At 61.7% G+C, this 22572-nt stretch carries 14 protein-coding genes and 1 pseudogene; 10 read left to right on the top strand and 5 right to left on the bottom strand.

The window, feature by feature from the left end; translation table 11 throughout:
- Positions 1-356 precede the first annotated feature (356 nt).
- Positions 357-656: a DUF6388 family protein gene (locus tag HU739_RS13565; RefSeq protein ID WP_186547321.1), complete on the top strand. Its 300-nt coding sequence runs from the start codon at positions 357-359 to the stop codon at positions 654-656.
- Between the two features lie 88 nt (positions 657-744).
- Here the strand turns inward: HU739_RS13565 and nadC are convergent, their stop codons facing one another.
- Positions 745-1593 carry a carboxylating nicotinate-nucleotide diphosphorylase gene (gene nadC / locus HU739_RS13560; RefSeq protein WP_186547320.1) on the bottom strand — a complete coding sequence of 283 codons (849 nt, stop codon included), beginning with the start codon at positions 1591-1593 and terminating at the stop codon, positions 745-747.
- A 285-nt stretch (positions 1594-1878) separates the two neighbouring features.
- On the opposite strand from nadC, the gene HU739_RS13555 reads away from it, so the two are divergent.
- The 5 genes and pseudogenes from HU739_RS13555 (at position 1879) to HU739_RS27020 (ending at position 7841) form a co-directional block, all read left to right on the top strand.
- Positions 1879-4062: a DUF1631 domain-containing protein gene (locus tag HU739_RS13555; RefSeq protein WP_186547319.1), complete on the top strand. Its 2184-nt coding sequence runs from the start codon at positions 1879-1881 to the stop codon at positions 4060-4062.
- Between the two features lie 64 nt (positions 4063-4126).
- Complete coding sequence (gene ampD, locus HU739_RS13550) at positions 4127-4687, top strand: 1,6-anhydro-N-acetylmuramyl-L-alanine amidase AmpD (RefSeq protein ID WP_186547318.1); 561 nt, start codon at positions 4127-4129, stop codon at positions 4685-4687.
- Positions 4684-5523, top strand: a complete 840-nt coding sequence (ampE, locus tag HU739_RS13545; RefSeq protein ID WP_186547317.1) for a regulatory signaling modulator protein AmpE — start codon at positions 4684-4686, stop codon at positions 5521-5523. The genes ampD and ampE overlap by 4 nt, the downstream gene beginning before the upstream one ends.
- 320 nt (positions 5524-5843) lie before the next feature.
- Positions 5844-6935, top strand: a pseudogene (locus HU739_RS27025) (methyl-accepting chemotaxis protein); the annotation flags it as partial.
- On the top strand, positions 6912-7841 hold the full coding sequence (locus tag HU739_RS27020) for a methyl-accepting chemotaxis protein (RefSeq protein WP_407681959.1): 930 nt from the start codon (positions 6912-6914) through the stop codon (positions 7839-7841). The pseudogene HU739_RS27025 and the gene HU739_RS27020, both read left to right, overlap by 24 nt.
- Before the next feature lie 116 nt (positions 7842-7957).
- Here HU739_RS27020 and HU739_RS13535 read toward each other — a convergent pair whose 3' ends face one another.
- Both HU739_RS13535 and cra read right to left on the bottom strand, forming a co-directional pair.
- Positions 7958-8734 (bottom strand): TatD family hydrolase, encoded by a 777-nt coding sequence (locus HU739_RS13535; RefSeq protein WP_186547315.1) that lies wholly within the window; start codon positions 8732-8734, stop codon positions 7958-7960.
- A gap of 3 nt (positions 8735-8737) precedes the next feature.
- The gene (gene cra / locus HU739_RS13530; protein ID WP_186547314.1) at positions 8738-9733 is read right to left on the bottom strand and encodes a catabolite repressor/activator; all 996 of its coding nucleotides are present in this window, start codon (positions 9731-9733) and stop codon (positions 8738-8740) included.
- Between the two features lie 304 nt (positions 9734-10037).
- Here cra and ptsP point away from each other — a divergent pair, with 304 nt between their 5' ends.
- The 4 genes from ptsP to HU739_RS13510 all read left to right on the top strand — a co-directional run bounded on the left by ptsP (position 10038) and on the right by HU739_RS13510 (position 17308).
- Positions 10038-12899, top strand: coding sequence for a phosphoenolpyruvate--protein phosphotransferase (gene ptsP / locus HU739_RS13525; protein ID WP_186547313.1), 2862 nt, complete (start codon positions 10038-10040; stop codon positions 12897-12899).
- Positions 12899-13840, top strand: a complete 942-nt coding sequence (gene pfkB / locus HU739_RS13520; RefSeq protein ID WP_186547312.1) for a 1-phosphofructokinase — start codon at positions 12899-12901, stop codon at positions 13838-13840. Before ptsP ends, pfkB begins: the two co-directional genes overlap by 1 nt.
- A gap of 11 nt (positions 13841-13851) precedes the next feature.
- The gene (locus tag HU739_RS13515; RefSeq protein WP_186547311.1) at positions 13852-15585 is read left to right on the top strand and encodes a PTS fructose-like transporter subunit IIB; all 1734 of its coding nucleotides are present in this window, start codon (positions 13852-13854) and stop codon (positions 15583-15585) included.
- Positions 15586-15766: 181 nt separating this feature from the next.
- A complete protein-coding gene (locus HU739_RS13510) occupies positions 15767-17308 on the top strand; it encodes an alkaline phosphatase D family protein (protein ID WP_186547310.1) in 1542 nt (513 codons plus the stop codon).
- A gap of 120 nt (positions 17309-17428) precedes the next feature.
- On the opposite strand, the gene HU739_RS13505 is transcribed toward HU739_RS13510, so the two are convergent.
- Positions 17429-19957, bottom strand: a complete 2529-nt coding sequence (locus HU739_RS13505; protein WP_186547381.1) for a PepSY domain-containing protein — start codon at positions 19955-19957, stop codon at positions 17429-17431.
- Positions 19958-20193: 236 nt separating this feature from the next.
- On the bottom strand, positions 20194-22497 hold the full coding sequence (locus HU739_RS13500) for a TonB-dependent receptor (RefSeq protein ID WP_186547309.1): 2304 nt from the start codon (positions 22495-22497) through the stop codon (positions 20194-20196).
- Positions 22498-22572 lie beyond the last annotated feature (75 nt).

Here is a 22572-nt window from a genome sequence, read left to right as displayed (position 1 = left end):
TGTCTTCTCAGGAGGCTGAGGTTGCCTACAAAGTGCTTGTAGACTAGGCTACCTAGATTCCTTGGAATGTCGAGTTCAGGCACTCGTAACGCGAAGGTCGCAGGTTCGATTCCTGTCTCGGGCACCATCTCCTCACCGCGCCACGTCGATTCATGTTCCGCAGGTCAGCTTTTTGTGGGATAGATGTAAAGAGCCGTGTAATTCGTCATGCAAACGTCCTATATTCGGTGCCTGCATGAGCATCGCTTAGCAGTTTTCAAATGATCCCGAATGGTTCCGAAGGCCGGTCAGTCCGCGTCAGAGAGATCCTTGATGATCCAGATCCATCCTCCATTCTTAAGATCAGCGAGAACCCCATGACTGAATTAACCCAAGAGCAACGCCACGAAAAAGCGCTGGAAAAATACCTTCAGGATGTGCCGGACCTGAAGGAAGAGATCAAGGACCTGAGTCCTGATGATCAGAAAGACCAGATCCAGTGGGCCTTCGAAGACGAAGCCGAAGCGCAGGGCTTGCAGCCGTGGGAGCTGACCCTCAAGTACACCAGCACACCCGAAGAGTTCGAAGAGCAACGCCTTGTACTGCACAAGGAAGCGGCTGAAGTGTTGGGTGTCGAGTGGGACGAGTACTGCGAGATGAATAATCTCGTCGTATAAAAGCAACTGCGAGTTTCAAGCTACAAGCTGCAAGTCAAAGCAAAAGCGCTCTGGCTTGTAGCTTGTAGCTTGTAGCTTACCGCTGCGTTTAAAGGCTGAGGCGCATCGACAGGTCCACCGCTTTGACGTCCTTGGTCATCGCGCCGATGGAGATGTAATCCACGCCCGTCTCGGCGATCGGCAGCAGTGTGCTTTCGTTGATGCCACCGCTGGCTTCCAGTTTCGCCTTGCCGCCATTCAGGCGTACGGCTTCGCGCATGTCATCCAGGCTCAACTCGTCGAGCATGATGATGTCGGCGCCGGCTTCCAGCGCCTCCTTCAGTTCTCCAAGACTTTCCACTTCGATCTCGACCGGTTTGCCCGGGGCGATCTTGTGCGCGGCAGCCACGGCTTCGGCGATGCCACCGCTGGCGGCGATGTGGTTTTCCTTGATCAGGAAGGCGTCGTAGAGACCGATGCGGTGATTGTGGCAGCCGCCGCAGGTCACCGCATATTTCTGCGCCAGACGCAGGCCAGGCAGGGTCTTGCGGGTGTCGAGCAGCTTGACCTGCGTTTGCGCGACGAAGTCCGCCAGGTACTGCGCACGCGTCGCCACACCCGAAAGCAACTGCAAAAAGTTCAGTGCGCTGCGTTCGCCGGTCAGCAGTGAACGGGCCGGACCTTCCAGATGAAACAACGGCTGATTGGCCTTGACCCGTTCGCCATCGACCACTTGCCAATGCACCGCCACGCGCGGATCGAGCTGGCGAAACACCGCATCGACCCACGCAGTGCCGCAGATGACCGCGTCGTCACGGGTAATGATGGTGGCTTTGGCCAGGCGTTCGGCCGGGATCAGTTGCGCGGTGATGTCGCCGCTGCCGACGTCTTCGAGCAACGCACGGCGCACGTTGGCTTCGATTTCGGCGGTCAGATCGGCGAGACGTAGATTCGGCATAACGGACTCCACAAACAAAGTGATTCGATTATAGAGGCAGGGCGCGAGCCAACCCAAGGCGAGAACGCGCGCGGCTGGCTGCATCTGGTCGATTTTTCCGTGAGCCGAGTGCGCGGCGCCGGCGTCACAGAGGGGCGCGGGTATAGGGGAAACCCTGACGCCTATAGCGTCGCGGACATCTTTTGCAAGATAATCCGCCTTGTATTTGACGTCATGGCTTTGACGAACGACTCCACCGGGGCAGTGTCAAAACGACGAACCGAATCACCGCTCCAGGAGGCTTGGATGCACAACGACGGGAAAGTAGTGCCTTTGCACAGGGCCGCTGGCGATCAGGCTGATCGCGCGCCGCTTGCCCGCCTGCCGGTGATTCTGCTTCAGGTTCGCGACAAGGCTGCCCAGCAGTTGCGCCACGGCTTGCAGGAGCTGTTCGATAACGCTGACGACACGCTGTTTGAAATGGCCGATCGGGCGCGCAATGACGTTGATCAGAATATCTTTTTCGAAGCCATGCGCGATTTGCGCCTCAAGCGCAAAAACATCGAGCGCGGCTTTCTCGAACAATTCTTCGAAGCGTTTGCCAGCCTCACCCAATACGATCCCGCTGCCGATCGCCTGCCACGCACGCGGGTGATTGAAGAGTCGGCGCCGCGCACCGATGACAGGGAGCGTACCGTTGCCGTGCAAACCATGGTCAGCCGCGTGCTCAAGCGTGATGGCTTCGCGCTTGATCAACTGACGGCACGGTTCAGTGCGCTGCTTGGCAACCGTCTGGAAAATCCGCACAACCCGCTCGGCCCGGCGATGCTCTGCGAGTACTTCTTGCAGGCCGGACGTAACCTCGGCGTCGAAATCAAGGTCAAGCTGATCCTGCTCAAGCTGTTCGAACGCTATGTGCTGGCCGACACCGAACAGCTGTATGCCGAAGCCAACCAACTGCTGCTCGCTACCGGCGTCTTGCCGCATTTGAAACCGGCGACGACGCGGCGCAAGAGCGAGCATGCGTCGGCCGACATTTCCTTCGAAGTACACGACGATCCGCCCCCGGCGGACGACGGCGTGGAGGAAGCGTTCGCGGCGTTGCAGCAATTACTGGTGCATGTGCGTGGCCGTGTCGCGCCCACACTGGAGCCCGGCGCCCCGGCGCAACCGATCAATACGCGCGATCTGCTGCGCTTGCTCTCGCATTTACAACAATACGTGCCGGCGCTTGAGGCGCAGGAAGACTTCGACCTGCGCAATCAGCTCGAACAATTGCTTACCCGCGTCAGCGTCAGGAGTGGCAAATCCCGTGTGGTCGGCACCGCAGACGAAGATGTCATCAACCTGATTGCCATGGTCTTCGAGTGCATTCTTGAGGATCGCAACGTTCCCGACTCGCTCAAGGCGCTGATTGCCCGCTTGCAGATTCCGATGCTCAAGGTTGCCGTGCTCGACAAGAGTTTCTTCAGCCGCAGCACGCATCCGGCGCGACGCCTGCTCAATGAAATCGCCGATGCCGCCATGGGCTGGAGCGACTGTGACGGCGATGCTCGGGACAGTCTCTACGTGCGCATCGAGCAAGTGGTGCAGCGACTGCTGACGGAATTTGTCGATGACCCGGCGATATTCTCCGAACTGCTCGCCGATTTCCTCGCATTCACTCAGGACGAACGCCGGCGCACCGAGCTGCTCGAACAGCGCTTGCGTGACGCCGAAGAAGGCCGGGCGAAAGCCGACCTGGCCCGGCGTCGCGTCGAACAAGCGTTGCAGCAGGCGCTGCTGGGGGAAGTGCTGCCGGCCTCGGTGCTTGCGTTTGTGCAGCAGGCCTGGAGCAAAGTGCTGCTGTTGACCTGCCTCAAACATGGCGACCAGTCTGCCGAGTGGCAGGCCGACGTGCAGACCATGGAACAATTGATCTGGAGCGTGCAGCGTCATGACGACGCCGAGTCCAGCTTGCGTCTGCTGGCGCTGCTGCCGGGGTTGCTCAAGTCGCTGCGTGACGGCTTGAGCAGCACGGCGTTCGATCCGTTTGCTACCAGTGAATTCTTCAGTGCGCTGGAAGCGCTGCATGTCCGCGTGCTGGAGCGCTCCGATGATACTGATCGCCACGCAACGGGCTTGATTGAAGTGTCGCCAGAGGTTTTGCAGCAGGGCGCCGACCCCATTGCTGCCGCGACACCGTCGGCGGGTGTGCCACAGGACGACGCCGGCCTGCGCCAGGTTGAGCAACTGCGCATGGGCCACTGGGTGACGTTTGACGATGAGGACGGGCAGGCGTTGCGCTGCAAGCTTGCCGCGATCATCGACGCGACGGGCCGATACGTGTTCGTCGACCGCACCGGCATGAAAGTGCTGGAGCGCAGCCGCACAGACCTGGCCCAGGCGTTTTGCCGTGGCACGGTGCGCATACTGGATGACACCTTGCTCTTCGACCGTGCGCTGGAGTCGGTGCTGGGTCATCTGCGGCGACTCAATCGCGGCAAGTGATCGCGCGGTGGGTGCGGATCGCGGCATACTGGGCGCCAACACAGTCGGCGTTGAAGGAATCGGTATGCAGTTGGATCCCGCTAGCGGGTGGTGTCACGGGGTGCAGATTTGCCCATCGCCTAACTTCAATGAGCGCCCGGCGGGCGAAATCTCCCTGTTGGTCATCCACAACATCAGCCTGCCGCCGGCAGAATTTGCTACGGGCAAAGTGCAGGAGTTTTTCCAGAATCGTCTGGATGTCACCGAACACCCTTACTTTGCAGGCATCGCTGACTTGCGCGTATCGGCGCACTTTCTGATTGAACGTGACGGCAAGGTCACGCAGTTTGTCTCCTGTCTGGAGCGCGCGTGGCATGCTGGCGTGTCGGTGTTCGAAGGCCGCGAAACCTGTAACGATTTTTCCGTGGGCATCGAGCTCGAAGGCACCGATGATCTGCCGTTCACCGATGCGCAGTATCAGGCGTTGACTGCGCTGACCCGGCAGTTGCAGGCACGTTTTCCGGCTATCACCGATCAGCGTATCTGCGGACACAGCGATATCGCTCCGGGCCGCAAGACCGACCCGGGACCGGCATTCGACTGGGCACGCTACCGCGCCGCCCTGGCAAAAGAGGAAGGACAATGAGTTTTCTGGTGTTACTGCTGGCGGTGTGGATCGAGAAGTTTTCGGCCCTGCGCCATCGGCTTCAACGCGACGGCGGATGGATCCGCGAACTGCACAAACTCGAAGCCGGCGAGCGGCTGGCGAAACAACCCTGGCTGGTGCTGACGATTCTGGTGCTGCTGCCGGTCGCCTTGCTCGGTTTGCTGCTGTTGGTACTGGAACCGGTGGCTTACGGTTTGCTCGCACTGCCGGTGCATTTGCTGGTGGTCATTTATAGCCTGGGCCGTGGCGATTTGCTCGGCGGCCTCGGGCCGTTCCGCGATGCCTGGCGCCGTGAGGATCTGCAAGCGGCGGCACATGTTGCCAAGCGCGATCTGAATATCTGCGCCGACAGCGGCGAGCAGTTGCTCGAACGTGTGCAGGGGCACCTGTTGTGGCAGGCCTATCAAAGCTTTTTCGCGGTGATCTTCTGGTATTTCCTGCTCGGTCCGGTGGTTGCACTGGCTTATCGCTTGTTGGCGCTGGCCGAAGAGCACGGGCAAAACCCGGCGCTGGTCGAGCGCGCGGCACAGATGCGTCACGCCTTCGACTGGGTGCCGGTGCGATTGCTCGCGGCGAGCCTGGCCCTGGTTGGCAATTTTGTCGCGGTCAGCCGGGTGATGCTGCATGAACTGCTCAACTGGAACATCAGCGCGGCGCAGCTGATAAACAAGGTCGGCCTGGCGGCCGGAGAAATCCCGCCACCGGTGGCCGGTCCGGAAGGCATTACCACCCTCGATTGCCTGTGGGAACTGCTGCTGCGCGCCGCGGTGCTGTGGTATGCCGGGGTTGCCCTGTGGACTGTTCTGGTTCACTGACCATTTCAAGTGAAGCCTATTGTGGTGAGGGAGCTTGCTCCCGCTGGGTGGCGAAGCCACCCTCGCCGTTAATCACCTAAAACGCGTCGTCTGATTTGCGCCTGCTGCGCAGCCGAGCGGGAGCAAGCTCCCTCGCCACCGTGATCTTTCGTTGTCCTCCTGTTGTTAACCTTAAGTTACAAAACCTCCCTTCGATTTGAGCTATACAGAGATAGCGCCCGATAGTGGCTATCTGCTTTCGCCCTGCGCCTGCCAATAAAAACAAGAAAAACCAAGGGAGACTCCCCGTGAAGAGCTTGCTCTATCCCGCCGTCTCGCTGATGAACCGCCTGAGCTTCGGCATGAAGTTCAGCCTGATCAGCGTGCTGTTTCTGGTGCCGATGCTGGTGACCAATTTCTATCTGGTGCGCGACTCCTATCGCGAATTTCAAGGCACCCGCGTCGAACTGCAAAGCCTCGACCTGCTGGGCAGCAGCCTGAGCCTGCGCCGGGATCTGGAAACCTTGAACAATCTGGTGCAGATCGACGTCACCCTCGGTCAATCCGGCAAGGCGGGTGATGTCGAGGCGCAGATCGGCACGCTCGAACAGGCCCTGTTGGCACGCCTGCAGGGGCTGACAGCAATGACCGAGGACCCTGAACAGATCAAAGTGTTCGACGCCAAGCGCGATGAAATGATTGCTGCGTTCAAGGCTCAGCAAGCGGAAAGCTCGCTGCAAAGCAAAAGTGCCTTGATTGGCAAGCTACTGGCCAGCGCGCAGATTTTCAGCCAGATCATCACCAGTCAGGCCGGCTTGAGCCGCGACAACCAGAGTGACATCCGTCAACTCAGCGAACTGCTGACCCTGGTGACGCCGACGGTCACACAAACCCTCGGCGAAGGTCGCGCCATGGGCTCCTATTCGTTGGGGCAGGGCTTTCTCAACAGCGCGTCGAGTACCCGTTTTGATGAACTGTTGGCGCAGATTGAAAAACTCCAGGCCGAGTACGCCTTGAAACTGCACGACGCCCTCGGTTCCAGCAGCGCAGCGCGCGATACCCTCAGCGCACACGCCGATAGCAGTAAGGCCTCGCTCAAGCAAGCGAGCGAGCTGTTCGAAGAGCAAGTGGTCATGGCCGACACTCTCGATGCGCCGTGGCAGGCGTTCTACGATCAGGTCACGGTGCTGATCGACAAGACTTATCAGCTCAATGAAGCGACCCTGAAATTCCTCGACCGCCAATTGCAGCAACGCCTGGCGCAGAACCGCACGCACATGATTCTGCAGGCGTCTGCACTGTCGGTAGTGTTCGTGCTGATTTTCTATCTCTACGGCGGTTTCTACGCCTCGACCCGCACCACCCTGAAAAGCCTTGGCGCAATGATGGACAAGGTGGCGGCGGGGGACATGACGGTCAACTTCAAGGCCAGCAGCCGTGACGAACTGGGTGAGCTGGGCGAGGTGTTCAACGGCACGGTGAAGAAAATTCACGACCTGATCGAGCGGGTGGGTCAGACCGTCGGCGAGGTCGAGCGTCAGGCCGGGCAGGTCGAAGTGGTGTCGGCGCAAAGCAACCTGGCCGTTGCCGGGCAGCGCACGCAGATCGAGCAAGTGGCGACGGCGATGAACCAGATGTCAGCGACGTCGCTGGAGGTCGCGCGCAGCGCCGCGGCGGCGGTGAACAGCGCCCACAGCGTCAACGACGAGACCCTCAGCGGTCGCGGTCTGGTGCAATCGCAACAAGGCAGCATTGCCGCACTGGCCAGCGAGATCGATCAGTCGGTGTTGGTGATCAATCAGCTTGCGAGCGACAGCCAGTCGATCAGCCGCGTGCTCGAAGTGATCAAAAGCATCGCCGAACAAACCAACCTGCTGGCGCTCAACGCCGCGATCGAAGCGGCCCGGGCCGGTGAGCAGGGACGCGGTTTTGCCGTGGTCGCCGACGAAGTGCGCACCCTGGCCAAACGCACTCAGCAATCGACCGAAGAGATTGAGCAGATGATCGCCAAACTGCATGGCGGCGTTGGCGCGGCGGTGAAGGCCATGGGCATCAGTCATCAGATGGCCAACGGCACGGTGGGGCAATCGGAGAAGGTGCAGCAGGCGCTGGAAAACATTCTTGGCGCCGTGGGCATGATCGTCGATCAGAACCAGCAGATCGCCGCCGCCGTCGAGCAGCAGACTGCTGTGGCCCATGACATCGATCAGAATATTGTCGAGATCAACCGCGCCGGCGAGCGCACCGCGCAGGGGGCACACCAGACCGAAGATGCGAGCCGCGCGTTGTCGGTGCAGGTCGTTGAACTCAAACAGCTTATCAGCGCGTTTCGCGTCTGAGCCATACATTAATCCCTTGTAGGAGTGAGCCTGCTCGCGATAGCGGTCTGTCTGAAAAAATATCGGTAACTGACACACCGCTATCGCGAGCAGGCTCACTCCTACAAGGGGATCGGTTACCAGCCGAAGACTTCGCAGCAGTTGGCGGTGCTGGCAGCGGCGAGTTGTTCAGGAGTGATATTCATCAACTCAGCCAGCGCTTCGCAAATCGCCGGCAAATGCGCCGGGCTGTTGCGCTGACCGGGGAACATCGCGGGCGCCATGTCCGGCGAGTCGGTTTCCAGCACCACTGACTCCAGCGGCAGTTCAGGCAAGACCCGATGCATACGCAACGCCTGCGGCCAGGTCGGTGCGCCGCCAAGACCCAGTTTGAAACCGAGCTTGATGTATTCACGCGCCTCTTCGCGACTGCCGGCGAAGGCGTGGATGATCCCGGCGCGTTTGAGCTTGAAGCGCTTGAGCGTGGCGATCACCGCCGCATGGCTGCGGCGCACATGGATCAGCGGCGGCAACTCAAAGTCCGCCGCCAATTGCAGCTGCGCCTCGAAGAGCGCCTGCTGCCGCTCGCGGTCCAGGGTTTCGATGAAGTAATCCAGGCCAATCTCGCCCACCGCGCACAACTGCCGATGACCGCGCAGCCGTGTCAGCCAATCACCGAGGGCGTTTAAATCGTCGGGGCGATGCTGATCGAGAAACACCGGGTGCAAACCGAATGCGGCATACAAATCCGGATCGCTTTGCGCCAGATCCCACACCCGTTGCCAGTTACCCTCATACACGCCCAGCACGACGATGCGCCGCACGCCGAGGGCGCGACTTTCGGCCAGCAGCGCCGCGCGATCGGCGTCGAAGTCGGGAAAGTCGAGGTGGGTGTGACTGTCGATCAGCTCCACGATTCAGTCCCGATGAATACGCTGCTTGAAGGTCCGCGCAATGGCTTGCACGCCCGGTTGGTAATCGTCTTGTTCGACCGCGGCCAGCGCCAGTTCCAGCGCCTTGTCGGCGATCAACTGGTGTTGCTGAGCCATGGCGTTGACCGGCAGCGGCAGGAAGTCCAGCAGTTGCGTGTCGCCAAACGTGCCGAGGCGCAGCGGGCGGGATTTCAGCGGGAAGTCATGCAGCGCGTCGAACACGCCTTGCAGCAGCACGTAGGACGTGGTCACCAGCGCATCCGGCAAATGCCCCAGACGTTGCAGGAGTTCTTCCATCAATTGCTTGCCGCACTCGCGGCTGAACGACTCGGCGTGTTCGACCAGCACTTCGCCTTTGAAGTCGCTGAGCGCTTCGCGGAAACCGGCGGCACGTTCCTGGCTGATGCTCAGCTCGGGGCGGGCGCCGAGCAGCACGATCTGCTTGAGCTGCGGGTCGAGCAGACTTTGCGTCAGATGCAGGCTGGCCTCGCGGTCGTCGCTGATCACCGAGCAGAAATGCTCAGGCTCCATGACCCGGTCAATGGCGATGATCGGCAGTCCCTTGTCTTGCAACTGACGGTAACTGTCATCGCCAGCGGGCAGGCAACTGGCGACGATCAGCGCATCGCAACGACGGGCGCGGAACAGTTGCAGCAACTGCCGCTCGCTGTCCGGCGCATCGTCGGAACTGGCGATCAGCAATTGATAACCGCGCGCCCGTGCGCCTTGCTCCAGCAGCTTGGCGATCCGCGCGTAACTGGGGTTTTCCAGATCCGGCAGGATAAAACCCAGCGTGCGCGTGTGCCGGCTGCGCAGGCCGGCGGCTTGCGGATTGGGCGTGAAGCCATGCAAATCGACCACCGCGCGCACGCGCTCGACGGTCGCATTGCTGATGCGTTGCTGTTCGGCCTTGCCGTTGATGACGTAGCTGGCGGTGGTGACGGACACGCCGGCCAACCGTGCGATATCACTGAGTTTCAACCCGGGATTTCCTTGTTTTTTCGAGCATGCCGCGAGATTTTCGCCAATCCTACCCGATTAGGGCAGGCGACTTATGGCCTACGCGCATCCGACAAGTTGGACTTCAAGGATGGGACATTATCGAGTAACGTGCCGATCAATCTAGATTAAACGTTTCAGCAAGCGTATTTTCTACGTTTCGGACGCTTTTGGCCGGTCCTGCCGTGAAACCGCCAAAACTGCCGCTGAAAAGCGCGGCAGAGCGCCTAAGCTGTGACCATTCAAAACAATACCTGGCGTTGAACTGCGCCAAAAAGGAGATCGCATGCTCGAGCTCACTATAGAGCAGATATCCATGGGCCAGTCGGCCGTGGATAAACCCGCCGCCCTGCAATTGCTCGCCAGCCATCTGGTCGCCGACGGTCTGGTTGCCGATGGCTACCTCGCCGGCCTGCAGGCCCGGGAAGCCCAGGGCTCGACCTTTCTCGGTCAAGGCATCGCCATTCCCCACGGCACCCCGCAAACCCGCGATCAGGTGTTCGCCACCGGTGTGCGCCTGATGCAGTTTCCCGACGGCGTCGATTGGGGCGATGGCCAGATCGTTTATCTGGCGATCGGCATCGCGGCCAAATCCGACGAACACCTGCGCCTGCTGCAACTGCTGACCCGCGCCCTCGGTGAGACCGATCTGGGCCAGGCCCTGCGTCGCGCCAGTTCCCCCGAAGCACTGCTGAAACTGCTGCAAGGCGCGCCGCAGGAACTCGCCCTGGACGCTCAAATGATCGGCCTCGGTGTCTCGGCCGACGATTTCGAAGAGCTGGTCTGGCGTGGCGCGCGTCTGCTGCGTCAGGCTGATTGCGTGAGCAACGGGTTTGCCGGCGTGTTGCAGCAAGTCGAAGCGCTGCCACTGGGCGATGGCCTGTGGTGGTTGCACAGCGAGCAAACCGTGAAGCGCCCCGGTCTGGCGTTCGTCACCCCGGACAAACCGATGCGCTACCTCGGGCAGCCGCTCAGTGGTCTGTTCTGCCTGGCGAGTCTGGGCGAAGCGCATCAGGCATTGCTTGAGCGTTTGTGTGCGCTGTTGATCGAAGGTCGCGGCCATGAACTGGGCCGCGCCACCAGCAGCCGCAAAGTTCTTGAAGTGCTTGGCGGCGAGTTGCCCGCCGACTGGCCGAGCGCGCGCATTGCGCTGGCCAACGCCCACGGTTTGCATGCGCGCCCGGCGAAGATTCTGGCGCAACTGGCGAAAAGCTTTGACGGCGAAATTCGCGTGCGCATCGTCGACAGCCAGGACAGCGCCGTGTCGGTGAAAAGCCTGAGCAAACTGTTGAGCCTCGGCGCCCGGCGCGGGCAGGTGCTGGAGTTGATCGCCGAACCCAGCATCGCCGCCGACGCCTTGCCGGCCTTGCTCGCGGCGATTGAAGAAGGCCTCGGTGAAGAAGTCGAGCCGCTGCCGGCCGTGAGTCAGCAGCGCGAAGTCATTGCCGATATCGCCGAAGTGCTGGTCGCCCCAGCCTCCGGTAGCCAGTTGCAAGCGATCCCGGCAGCCCCCGGCATCGCCATCGGCCCGGCGCATATTCAGGTGCAGCAAACCATCGATTACCCGCTGCGTGGCGAGTCCGCCGCGATTGAGCGCGAGCGTCTCAAGCAAGCGCTGAGCGACGTGCGCCGCGACATTCAGGGCTTGATCGAACGGAGCAAAGCCAAGGCGATCCGCGAGATTTTCATTACCCACCAGGAAATGCTCGACGACCCGGATCTCACCGACGAAGTCGACACCCGCCTCAAGCAAGGCGAAAGCGCTGAAGCGGCGTGGATGGCGGTGATCGAAGCGGCCGCGAAACAGCAGGAATCGTTGCAGGACGCCTTGCTTGCCGAACGCGCAGCGGATCTGCGCGACATCGGCCGTCGTGTGCTGGCGCAGCTGTGTGGCGTACAAACCGCGAACGAGCCAGAGCAACCGTACATTCTGGTGATGGACGAAGTCGGTCCGTCCGACGTCGCGCGCCTCGATCCGGCGCGTGTCGCCGGGATTCTCACCGCGCGCGGTGGTGCCACCGCGCACAGCGCCATCGTCGCACGCGCCCTCGGCATTCCGGCGCTGGTCGGCGCGGGGGCGGCGGTGTTGTTGCTCGAACCGGGCACGCCGCTGCTGCTCGATGGCCAACGCGGCCGTTTGCATGTCGATGCAGATGCCGCGACATTGCAACGCGCTGCCGAGGAACGCGACACTCGTGAACAACGCCTGAAAATCGCCGCCGAACAACGCCATCAACCGGCACTCACCACCGACGGCCACGCCGTCGAAGTGTTCGCCAACATCGGCGAAAGCGCCGGCGTGACCAGTGCGGTGGAGCAGGGCGCCGAAGGCATCGGCCTGCTGCGCACCGAACTGATTTTCATGGCCCACCCGCAAGCGCCGGATGAGGCGACCCAGGAAGCTGAATACCGTCGCGTCCTCGATGGTCTGGCCGGGCGACCGCTGGTGGTGCGCACGCTGGACGTCGGTGGCGACAAGCCGTTGCCGTATTGGCCGATCGCCAAGGAAGAAAACCCCTTCCTGGGTGTGCGCGGTATTCGCCTGACCTTGCAGCGTCCGCAGATCATGGAAGCGCAGTTGCGCGCCTTGCTGCGCTCGGCCGACAACCGTCCGCTGCGGATCATGTTCCCGATGGTCGGCAGCGTTGATGAGTGGCGTCAGGCCCGTGATATGACCGAGCGTCTGCGTCTGGAGATTCCGGTCGCTGATCTGCAACTGGGGATCATGATCGAAGTGCCGTCGGCCGCTTTGCTCGCGCCGGTGCTGGCCAAGGAAGTCGACTTCTTCAGCGTCGGCACCAACGACCTGACCCAATACACACTGGCCATCGATCGTGGTCATCCAACGCTGTCTGCACAAGCGGACGGCTTGCATCCGGCGGTGCTGCAACTGATCGACATCACCGTGCGCGCGGCCCATGCCCATGGCAAATGGGTCGGCGTGTGTGGCGAACTGGCGGCCGATCCGCTGGCGGTGCCGGTGCTGGTCGGCCTCGGTGTCGACGAGCTGAGCGTGTCCGGTCGCAGCATTGCCGAAGTCAAGGCGCGCATCCGCGAACTCAGCCTGACCCAGGCGCAAACCCTTGCTCAACAGGCCTTGGCCGTGGGCAGCGCCAACGAAGTGCGCGCATTAGTGGAGGCCCTGTAATGGCCAGGATTCTTACTCTGACCCTCAACCCGGCGCTCGACCTCACCGTCGAGCTGGCGCGGCTGGACGCCGGTCAGGTCAATCGCAGCGACGAGATGCACACCCATGCCGCCGGCAAGGGCGTGAACGTCGCGCAGGTGCTGGCCGACCTCGGCCATCAAGTCACCGTCAGCGGCTTTCTCGGTGAGGACAACCTGCAAGCGTTCGAAACCCTGTTTGCCAAACGCGGTTTTGTCGATGCGTTTATTCGCGTGCCGGGCGAGACCCGCAGCAACATCAAAGTCGCCGAGCAGGATGGGCGCATCACCGATATCAATGGTCCTGGGCCGAACGTTGACGCGGCGGCGCAGCAGGCGTTGCTCGATCGCCTGTTGCAGATCGCACCGGGGCACGATGCGGTGGTGGTCGCCGGCAGCTTGCCGCGCGGCGTCAGTGCGCAATGGTTGCGTGAGCTGATCGAGAAGCTCAACGCGCTGGGCTTGAAAGTCGCCCTCGACTCCAGCGGCGAAGCCTTGCGCGCCGCGTTGCAGGCCCGCCCCTGGCTGATCAAGCCGAACACCGAGGAACTGGCCGATGCGCTCGGTTGCGAAGTGGTTTCGCCGACCGCCGAAGCGCAAGCCGCTGCACGCTTGCATGCGCAGGGCATCGAGCACGTGGTGATTTCCCACGGCGCCGACGGGGTGAACTGGTTCAGTGTCGGCTCGGCTTTGCATGCCTCGCCGCCGAAAGTCAGCGTCGCCAGCACGGTCGGTGCTGGCGATTCATTGCTGGCCGGCATGCTCCATGGTTTGCTCAGTGCCGACACACCCGAGCAGACCCTGCGCACAGCCACGGCGATTGCCGCGATGGCGGTGACCCAGATCGGTTTCGGCATCAACGACGCCGCGCACCTGGCGCAGCTCGAACAGGGTGTGCGCGTACGCCCCCTGACAGAACAATAAGAGGGTTTGTCATGAAGTTAGCCATTGTTACGGCTTGCCCCAACGGCATGGTCACCAGTGTCCTGTGCGCGCGTCTGCTCGATGCGGCGGCGCAGCGTCAGGGCTGGAGCACCAGCGTGGAAGTGGTCGATCCGGCACACCCGGAACGTGAATTGTCGGCGGCGACGATCGAAGCCGCCGAGTGGGTATTGCTGGTGAGTACGGGGACGGTGGACATGACCCGCTTCGTCGGCAAGCGGGTGTTCCAGATTGCTCCGGCGCAGGCGTTGCAGGATGTCGAAGCGGTGCTGCGGCGGGGCGCTGAAGAAGCTGAAGTCTACGTCGCCAGCGAAGTCGAACCGGCGATTGATACGCCGCGTGCGCCGCGCATCGTCGCCGTTACGGCATGCCCGACGGGTGTCGCGCACACCTTCATGGCTGCCGAGGCTTTGCAGCAGACCGCCAAGCGTCTGGGCTATGAATTGCAGGTTGAAACCCAAGGCTCGGTCGGCGCGAAAACTCCGCTCAGCGCAGCGGCCATCGCCGAAGCCGACGTGGTGCTGTTGGCGGCGGATATCGACGTTGCCACCGAGCGTTTTGCCGGTAAGAAAATCTATCGCTGCGGCACCGGGATTGCACTCAAGCAGTCCGAAGCTACGTTGATAAAAGCCTTGGCCGAAGGCAGTGTGGAAAATGCGGCGGACGCAGGCAAGGCTGCGGCCAAGTCAGAAAAAACCGGCATCTACAAACACCTGCTGACCGGTGTGTCGTACATGCTGCCGATGGTCGTGGCCGGTGGTCTGCTGATCGCGTTGTCGTTCGTCTTCGGCATCACCGCGTACAAGGAAGAAGGCACGCTGGCGGCGGCGCTGATGCAGATTGGCGGGGAAACCGCGTTCAAACTGATGGTGCCACTGCTGGCTGGTTACATCGCCTATTCGATTGCCGACCGTCCGGGCCTCGCGCCGGGGATGATCGGCGGGTTACTGGCGGGCACTTTGGGCGCCGGGTTCATCGGCGGGATCATTGCGGGTTTTATCGCCGGTTACGCCGCCAAAGCCATCGCCCGCTATGTGAAATTGCCGCAGAGTCTGGAAGCGCTGAAGCCGATTTTGATCATCCCGTTGCTCGCCAGTCTGGTCACTGGTCTGGTGATGATTTACGTGGTCGGCAAACCGGTCGCTGGCATGCTTGCCGCACTCACGCAGTTCCTCGACAGCATGGGCACCACCAACGCCATTTTGCTCGGCGTATTGCTCGGCGGCATGATGTGCGTCGACCTCGGCGGGCCGATCAACAAGGCGGCCTATGCGTTCTCGGTGGGGCTGCTGGCCTCGCAGAGTTACGCGCCGATGGCCGCGACCATGGCCGCCGGCATGGTGCCGCCGATTGGTTTGGGGATCGCCACGTTTATCGCGCGGCGCAAGTTTGCCCAGACTGAGCGCGAGGCCGGCAAGGCGGCCTTCGTGCTGGGCCTGTGCTTCATCTCTGAAGGGGCGATTCCGTTTGCCGCGAAAGATCCGCTGCGGGTGATTCCGGCGAGCATCGCCGGCGGTGCGCTGACCGGTGCACTGTCGATGTACTTCGGCTGCAAGCTGATGGCGCCGCACGGTGGCCTGTTTGTGCTGGCCATTCCGAATGCGATCAACCATGCGCTGTTGTACCTGCTGGCGATTGTCGCGGGGAGCCTGGTGACGGCGGTGGTGTATGCGCTGCTCAAGCGGCCCGAGACTGTCGAGCTGGCAGTCGAACCCGTCAGCGCCTGACAACGCCATCTCCCTGTAGGAGTGAGCCTGCTCGCGATAGCGGTGTGTCAGTTAGCATTGATGTTACTGACCCACCGCGATCGCCAGCAGGCTCACTCCTACATTTGAATTGCGGTGTGGCCGATGTCATGGCGGGTTCACACAGCCATGCTTAAGTTTTCCCTTTTGCAGGGAGAACACCATGAGCGATTTCAACCTCGGGCGCCGTCGCGTCGTGCAAGCCGTCGGTGCCGGGCTGTTGCTGCCGGGGCTGGCACCGGCAGTGATTGCCTCGGTCAAGGATCGCCCGCAACTCACCGACGGCGTGCAGTCCGGCGACCTGCTCGGCGACCGCGCGATGATCTGGAGCCGCAGCGACCGCCCGGCACGGATGGTCGTCGAATGGGACACCCGCAGCCTGTTCGGCAACCCGCGCCGCCTCGTCTCGGCCCTGGCCGATGCCCGCACTGATTTCACCGCCCGCGTCGAACTCAGCGGTCTGCCCGCCGACCAGGCAATTTTCTATCGCGTGCACTTTGAAGACGCGCAAAGCGGCGTCCCCAGCGAGCCATGGTTTGGTCATCTGCGCAGCGTGCCAACGTCAAAGCGTGACTTGCGTTTTGTCTGGAGCGGCGACACCGTCGGCCAAGGCTTCGGTATCAACCCGGACATCGGCGGCATGCGCATCTACGAAGCCATGCGCCTGCGCCTGCCGGACTTCTTTATCCACAGCGGCGACACGATCTACGCCGACGGCCCGGTGCCGGCACAGCTCACCACCGAAAACGGGCGCATCTGGCGCAACATCACCAGCGAAGCCAAGAGCAAAGTCGCGCAGACCCTCGACGACTATCGTGGCAATTACCGCTACAACCTGATGGACGAAAACGTCCGACTCTTCAATGCCCAGGTGCCGCAGATCTGGCAGTGGGACGACCACGAAGTGGTTAACAACTGGTCGCCGGGCAAGCAGCTAGACGAGCGCTATCAGGAGAAAGATATCCACAAGCTGGTTGGCCGTGCGCGACAGGCCTGGCTCGAATATGCGCCGATGCGTTTACAGGCGGCGGACGGTGGCGGGCGAATTTATCGCAAGCTGAGTTACGGGCCGATGCTTGATGTGTTTGTGCTGGATATGCGCAGCTATCGTGAGGCCAACGATGACAACCTCGGCGCGGCAAAGCCGTTCCTGGGGCGTGAGCAACTGGACTGGCTCAAGCGTGAGTTGAAAGCGTCGAAGGCGCAGTGGAAAGTCATCGCCGCCGACATGCCCATCGGCCTTGGCGTGCCGGACGGCGAGGTCAGTCCGGGCGTTGCGCGCTGGGAAGCGGTGGCCAACGGCGACCCCGGTCCGGCGCAGGGGCGTGAGCTGGAAATTGCCGAATTGCTCGGCTTTCTACGCGCGCAGCAGGTGCGTAATTTCGTCTTTCTCACGGCGGATGTGCATTACTGCGCCGCGCATCACTATCACCCGGATCGCGCGGCGTTTCAGGATTTCGAACCGTTCTGGGAATTCGTCGCCGGACCGTTGAACGCCGGTAGTTTCGGGCCGAATCCGCTGGACAAGACCTTTGGGCCTGAGGTGGTTTTCGAGAAAGCGCCTGCCGCGCAAAACACCTCGCCGTTTGCCGGGTTTCAGTTTTTTGGCGAGGTGAATATTGAAGGGCAGAGCGGGGAGATGAGTGTGGTGTTGCGGGATCTGGATGGGGTGGCGGTTTTCGAACAGAAACTACAACCGGTCTGAACACCGCGCCCCCTGTGGGAGCGAGCTTGCTCGCGAAAGCGGTGTGTCAGTTGATAGATATACCGACTGACACGACCCCTTCGCGAGCAAGCTCGCTCCCACAGTTGGGTGTGAATAATGTCAGTAAACGTCGCGGCGATAGCGGCCCTGTTCGATCAGGCGTTCGACTTCAGCGCTGCCGAGGATGTCGGTGAGTGCCTGGTCCACGCCTGAGGCCATCCCTTGAAGGCTGCCGCAAATATAGATGACGGCACCATCAGCCAGCCATTGCTTCAATTCATCCGCCAACTCACGCAAGCGATCCTGCACATAAACCTTCTCGGCCTGATCCCGCGAGAAGGCCAGGTCCAGCCGTGCCAGATCACCGTTGATCAACCACTCCTCCAGTTCGGCGCGGCAGAGGAAATCGTGCTCGCGATTGCGCTCGCCAAACAGCAGCCACTGGCGCTGCTGGCCGTCGGCAATGCGTGCCTTGAGCAAGCTGCGCAAACCCGCCAGACCGGTGCCGTTGCCCAGCAGAATCATCGGCAGCGGTTCGTTCGGCAGATGGAAACCACTGTTGCGTCGCACGCGCAGGCTGATACTGCCGCCCACTGGCGCATGCTCGGTGAGCCAGCCAGAGCCGACGCCGAGGCTGCCGTCGCTGTGCTGTTCCTGGCGCACGATCAGCTCCAGCACGCCATCGGCGGCGATTGAGGCGATCGAATATTCGCGCATGGCCAGCGGCACCATCGCATCGACCAGCGCTTGCGCATGCAGGCCGACCAGGTGCGCGCGGTGTTCCGGTAGCTGGCGCGAGGCCAGAGCTACTTCCAGCGGCTCGTCGAGGCCGTTGACCTTGACGATGGTCTCGCCTCGGATGCCGAGGCCGTCGAGGAAATGTTCGATGGCCCAAGGGCAGTTGCGCGGCAGCACTTCGACCAGATCGCCGGCCAGCCAACTGCTGGTGTCCGGCGCTTTTAGACCGAGCAGGTAAACCGGCGCACCGCTGCTGTCGGGGTTCATCAGTTCGCGGCGCAGCAGCGTCCAGTTGGCGTAGCTCGGCGCCTGCCAGGTTTCGGCCGGTGCTTGCCCGGTGAGCTGGCCGAGTTGCGTCTGCCAGTGGCGCAGGGCGTAGGGATCGCCGCTGTCGACTTCCACCGGGGCAAATAGCGACTTGCCCCCGTGTTCGCTTAGCCACTGGTGCAGGCGTTTGGCGAAGCCGCAGAAGTGCTGATACTGACGATCGCCAAGACCCAGCACCGCATAATTCAGGCTGTCGAGCGCAGAGGCCTTACCGAGAACCTTGCGCTCAAAACCGCGCGCACTGTCCGGCGCTTCGCCGTCACCGAAGGTGCTGACCACAAACAAGGCGTTGCTCGAATCACGCAAATCCTGCTCGCTGACATTGGCCAGCGGCTGCACCTTTACCGGCAACCCGGCGGCCTGCAATTGGCCGGCGGTCTGCCACGCCAGTTGCTCGGCGAAACCGCTTTGGCTGGCGAAGCCGATCAGCCACGCCGAAGCCTCGCTGGCCGGTTGTTCAAGACCTTTTCGTGCGTCCTTGATGTGCTTTTTCTTGCGCCGACGGTCGAGATACAGCAGCCAGCCGGTGATGAAGAACAGCGGCATGCACACCGCTGCCAGCGTGACGATGATGCGTCCGACCAGACCGAAATAGCTGCCGACGTGCAGCGCATAAATGCTGGTCAGCAGTTGTGCCTTGAAGCTTTTTTCTGCATAGCGATCAACGCGTTTGACCACGCCGGTGGCCGGGTCGAGGGTGATCTGGTTCAGCGCGCGGTCGTGGGGCGAACTGTCGAGCAGATAGAACACCGTCGCCGGTTGGCCGGCCACCGCCGGCATGCGAATGTTGTAGGCGGCCAGGCCGGGGCCGGCGGCGCTGTAGATGCTGCTCCACATCGCTGCGTAGTCAGCCGTCGGCGCCGGTCCTTCCGGCGCCGGGCCGCGACCACCGCGCACACGCTCGTTTTGCGGCGCGTCGGAAAGCAGCCGGGTCAGGCCCTTGTTGTACCACTCGTACGACCACGACAACCCGGTCAAGGCCAGCAGCAGATACACCAGCAGACACCAGGTACCGGCCACCGAGTGCAGGTCCCAATTGAACGCGCGACCCTTCTTTTTCCAATCCAGGGTCAGCCACACGCGCCAGCTGTTCCACTGACGTGGCCAACGCAGATACAAACCGGAAAGGCAGAAGAACAGCAGCATCAGGGTGCAGGCGCCAGTGATGTTACGCCCGGTATCACCCATCGCCAGAAAGCGGTGCAGTTGCAGCATCAGGCCGAAAAAGTCCTGGCCGGTGGCGTCGCCCTTGAACTCGGCGGTGTACGGATCGAAGTAGCGCATCTCGCCACGCCGTTCACCCTTCGGTGGGGTGAAGAACACCCGCGCGGCGTGGCCGCTGTCGATCTCGACCCAGAGCATCGCGACTTTTTTGCCGGACTCGGCTTCGATACGTTCTACCAGTTCAACCGGCGGCAGCACCCCAGCGACCTGTTTTTCCACCTGCAACACCGACGGATTGAGCGCCCGCAGGATTTCGTCCTGAAAGGAATAGGCCGCGCCGGTGATGCCCATCAGGGCCAGCACCAGGCCTGCGGTGATGCCAAAAAACCAGTGCAACTGGAACAGGGTTTTCTTCAACACGTCACTCGCCGTCCGTTCGGAAATTGTCATCACGGCGCGCATTATGCCGTGGGTTATCGAGAAGCGTTCTTTCTTACGCACAAAAGCCCCGTTCAACTGAATGAACGGGGCCGAGCCTCGCGACGCATACCTGTGTAGGAGTGAGCCTGCTCGCGATAGCTAGCTGTCAGATAAATAGATGCTGACTGATACACCGCAATCGCGAGCAGGCTCACTCCTACAGGTTTCCACCGAAATCAGAAGTGGAAATTGGTGCTCAACAGCGCCGTCCGTCCCGCCGCCTGGTTGGCGAAGTGGGTCGAGAAGGCCTTGTCGTAATAGGTTTCGTCGGTCAGGTTCTGCACGTTGAGTTGCAGGTCGACATTCTTGGTCAGCTTGTAGGCGGCCATCGCGTCGTAACGCACATACGAGTCGACCATCGTGGTATTCGCCACACTGCCGTAGACGTCGTCGACGTAGAACGCGCCACCACCGATGGTCAGCTTCGGCGTGACCTGATAAGTGGTCCACAAGCTGGCGCTGTTTTTCGGCGTGTTCGGCAGATCATTGCCGTCGTTGGCGCGACCCATCGGTCCGCCGTCAACCTGCTCGCTGTCCATGAACGCGTAACCGGCGAACACCTGCCATTTATCGGTGAGCTTGCCGCTGGCCGACAGTTCGAAGCCTTGCACGCGGGTCTTGCCGGCGTTCTCGTACGAGCTGGTGTCGACCTGCACGCGGGCATTTTCTTTCTCGGTGCGGAAGATGTCAGCGGTCAGCGACAGGCGATCGTTGAGCAGATCCCACTTGGTGCCGATCTCGTAGTTCTTGGTGGTTTCCGGCTCCATGTCGCTGCTCAGCAGGTTGCCGCTGCGATCCGGTGTACCGCCCAACGGGTTGCCTTCCTGGCCTTCGCCGAGGGTGTTGCCCGGCGGGGTCGCGGAGGTGGCGTAGGAGGCATAGATGCTGCCGTTTTCCGCCGGCTTGTAGACCACGCCGAACTGACCGGTGACGAACTCGCTGGTGTCATCGCCCTTGGAGGTGGTGCGGCCGGCGGCGTTGTAGGTTTTGTAATCGGTATCGAAATGGTCGTAACGCAGGCCCATGTTCACCAGCCACTGCTCGGACAACTCCAGCGTGTCGAACACGTACAGCGCGTAAGTGTCGGCCTGGGTGTCGGTGCCGGCGTAGTTGCGCGAGATCGCACCGTTCCACGGATCGTTCGGGTTCGGGTTCGACAGCGAGGTGCAGTTGTAACCGCTCGGCGCGCCGATCAGGCCCGGGTTGCAGTTGGTGGTCACAGCGCCGGTGCGCGGCGTGGTGTCAGTGTTGACGTTGTACGAGGATTTCTCGCTCTGCTCGCGGGTGTATTCGACACCGGTGGAGAAGCTGTTTTTGAAACCGGCCACGTAGAAGGTGCCGAACAGGTCGGTCTGGTTGGTGGTGGTCTCGGTGTTGCTCACCCGAGTATTGGCGCGACGCCAGACGCTGCCGTTGTTGACGTTGCCCTTGCTGTCGTCCGGCTGAGTGAGGATGTAATCCTGCATGCTGGTGCCGTGGCGCAGGGTGTTCTTGATCGTCAGCGCATCGTTCAGGTCATGCTCGATGGCGAACGTCGCGGTGTCGGTGCGGCCCTTGCGGAAGTCGCGGTCCAGACCGTAGAAGTTCTCATGGTCACCGCCGGCGTACGGCTTGTCCGGATTGGACTTGGTGCGCGGGTTCGACAGCGTATACGGAATGCCAGAATCCGGGGTGTCGTTGCTTTCCAGATGGTAGTAATCGAGGTTGACGCGGGTGTCGGTGCCCAGGCCGAACGCCAGGGACGGCGCGATACCCCAACGGTCGTAGTCGACCTTGTCGCGACCGGCGACGTTGCTCTCGTGGCTCATCAGGTTGAGGCGGCCGGCAGCGCTGTCGCTGAACTGATAATTGCCGTCGAGGGTGTAGCGCTGGGTCTGGTCGGAGCCGTAGGTGAAGCCGCCGTCGAACGAGTTGCCCAAGTGGGCCTTCTTGCTCACCAGGTTGATGCTGCCACCCGCCGCGCCACGGCCGCCAATGGCCGAGTTCGGGCCTTTGCTGACTTCGATGTTTTCCACCGCGAAGATTTCGCGGCTCTGCGCACCGGTGTCGCGCACGCCGTCGAGGTAGGTGTCACCCTGAGCATCGAAACCACGGATGAACGGACGGTCGCCCTGCGGGTTGCCGCCTTCACCGGCGCCGAAAGTGATGCCTGGCACGGTGCGCAGCGCATCCTGCATGTTCAGGGCGCCGGTGTCTTTGAGCACCTGTTGTGGAATCACAGTGACCGAGCGCGGCGTGTCGACCAGCGGGGCGGTGTACTTGGGCGAGGAGGCTTTTTCGACCTGATAGGACGTCGGGTCCTGCGCTTCGCCGGTGATGGCGGTAGCGTCCAGGGCGATGGCATTGCCGGAGGCTTTGCTCTCGGTTTTTTCCGCAGCGAATACCATCTGGCCAGCGGAGCCGGCGGTGATTGCCACACCGATCGCAGAAGCGAGCAGACGTGGTGAACTGACCGGTAATTGAGCGTGTAGACGTGCCATTTTTATTCCCCTCCCCAAGGATTTGAGGCGGCGGAATATAGGGTAAACAGGTATTCGTATCAATTGCGAAACATT

The sequence above is a fragment of the Pseudomonas hamedanensis genome, assembly GCF_014268595.2.
GTDB classification, from domain to species: domain Bacteria; phylum Pseudomonadota; class Gammaproteobacteria; order Pseudomonadales; family Pseudomonadaceae; genus Aquipseudomonas; species Aquipseudomonas hamedanensis.
The sequence above is the reverse complement of the archived record's forward strand: the minus strand, read 5'-3'. Positions and strand labels throughout refer to the sequence as shown.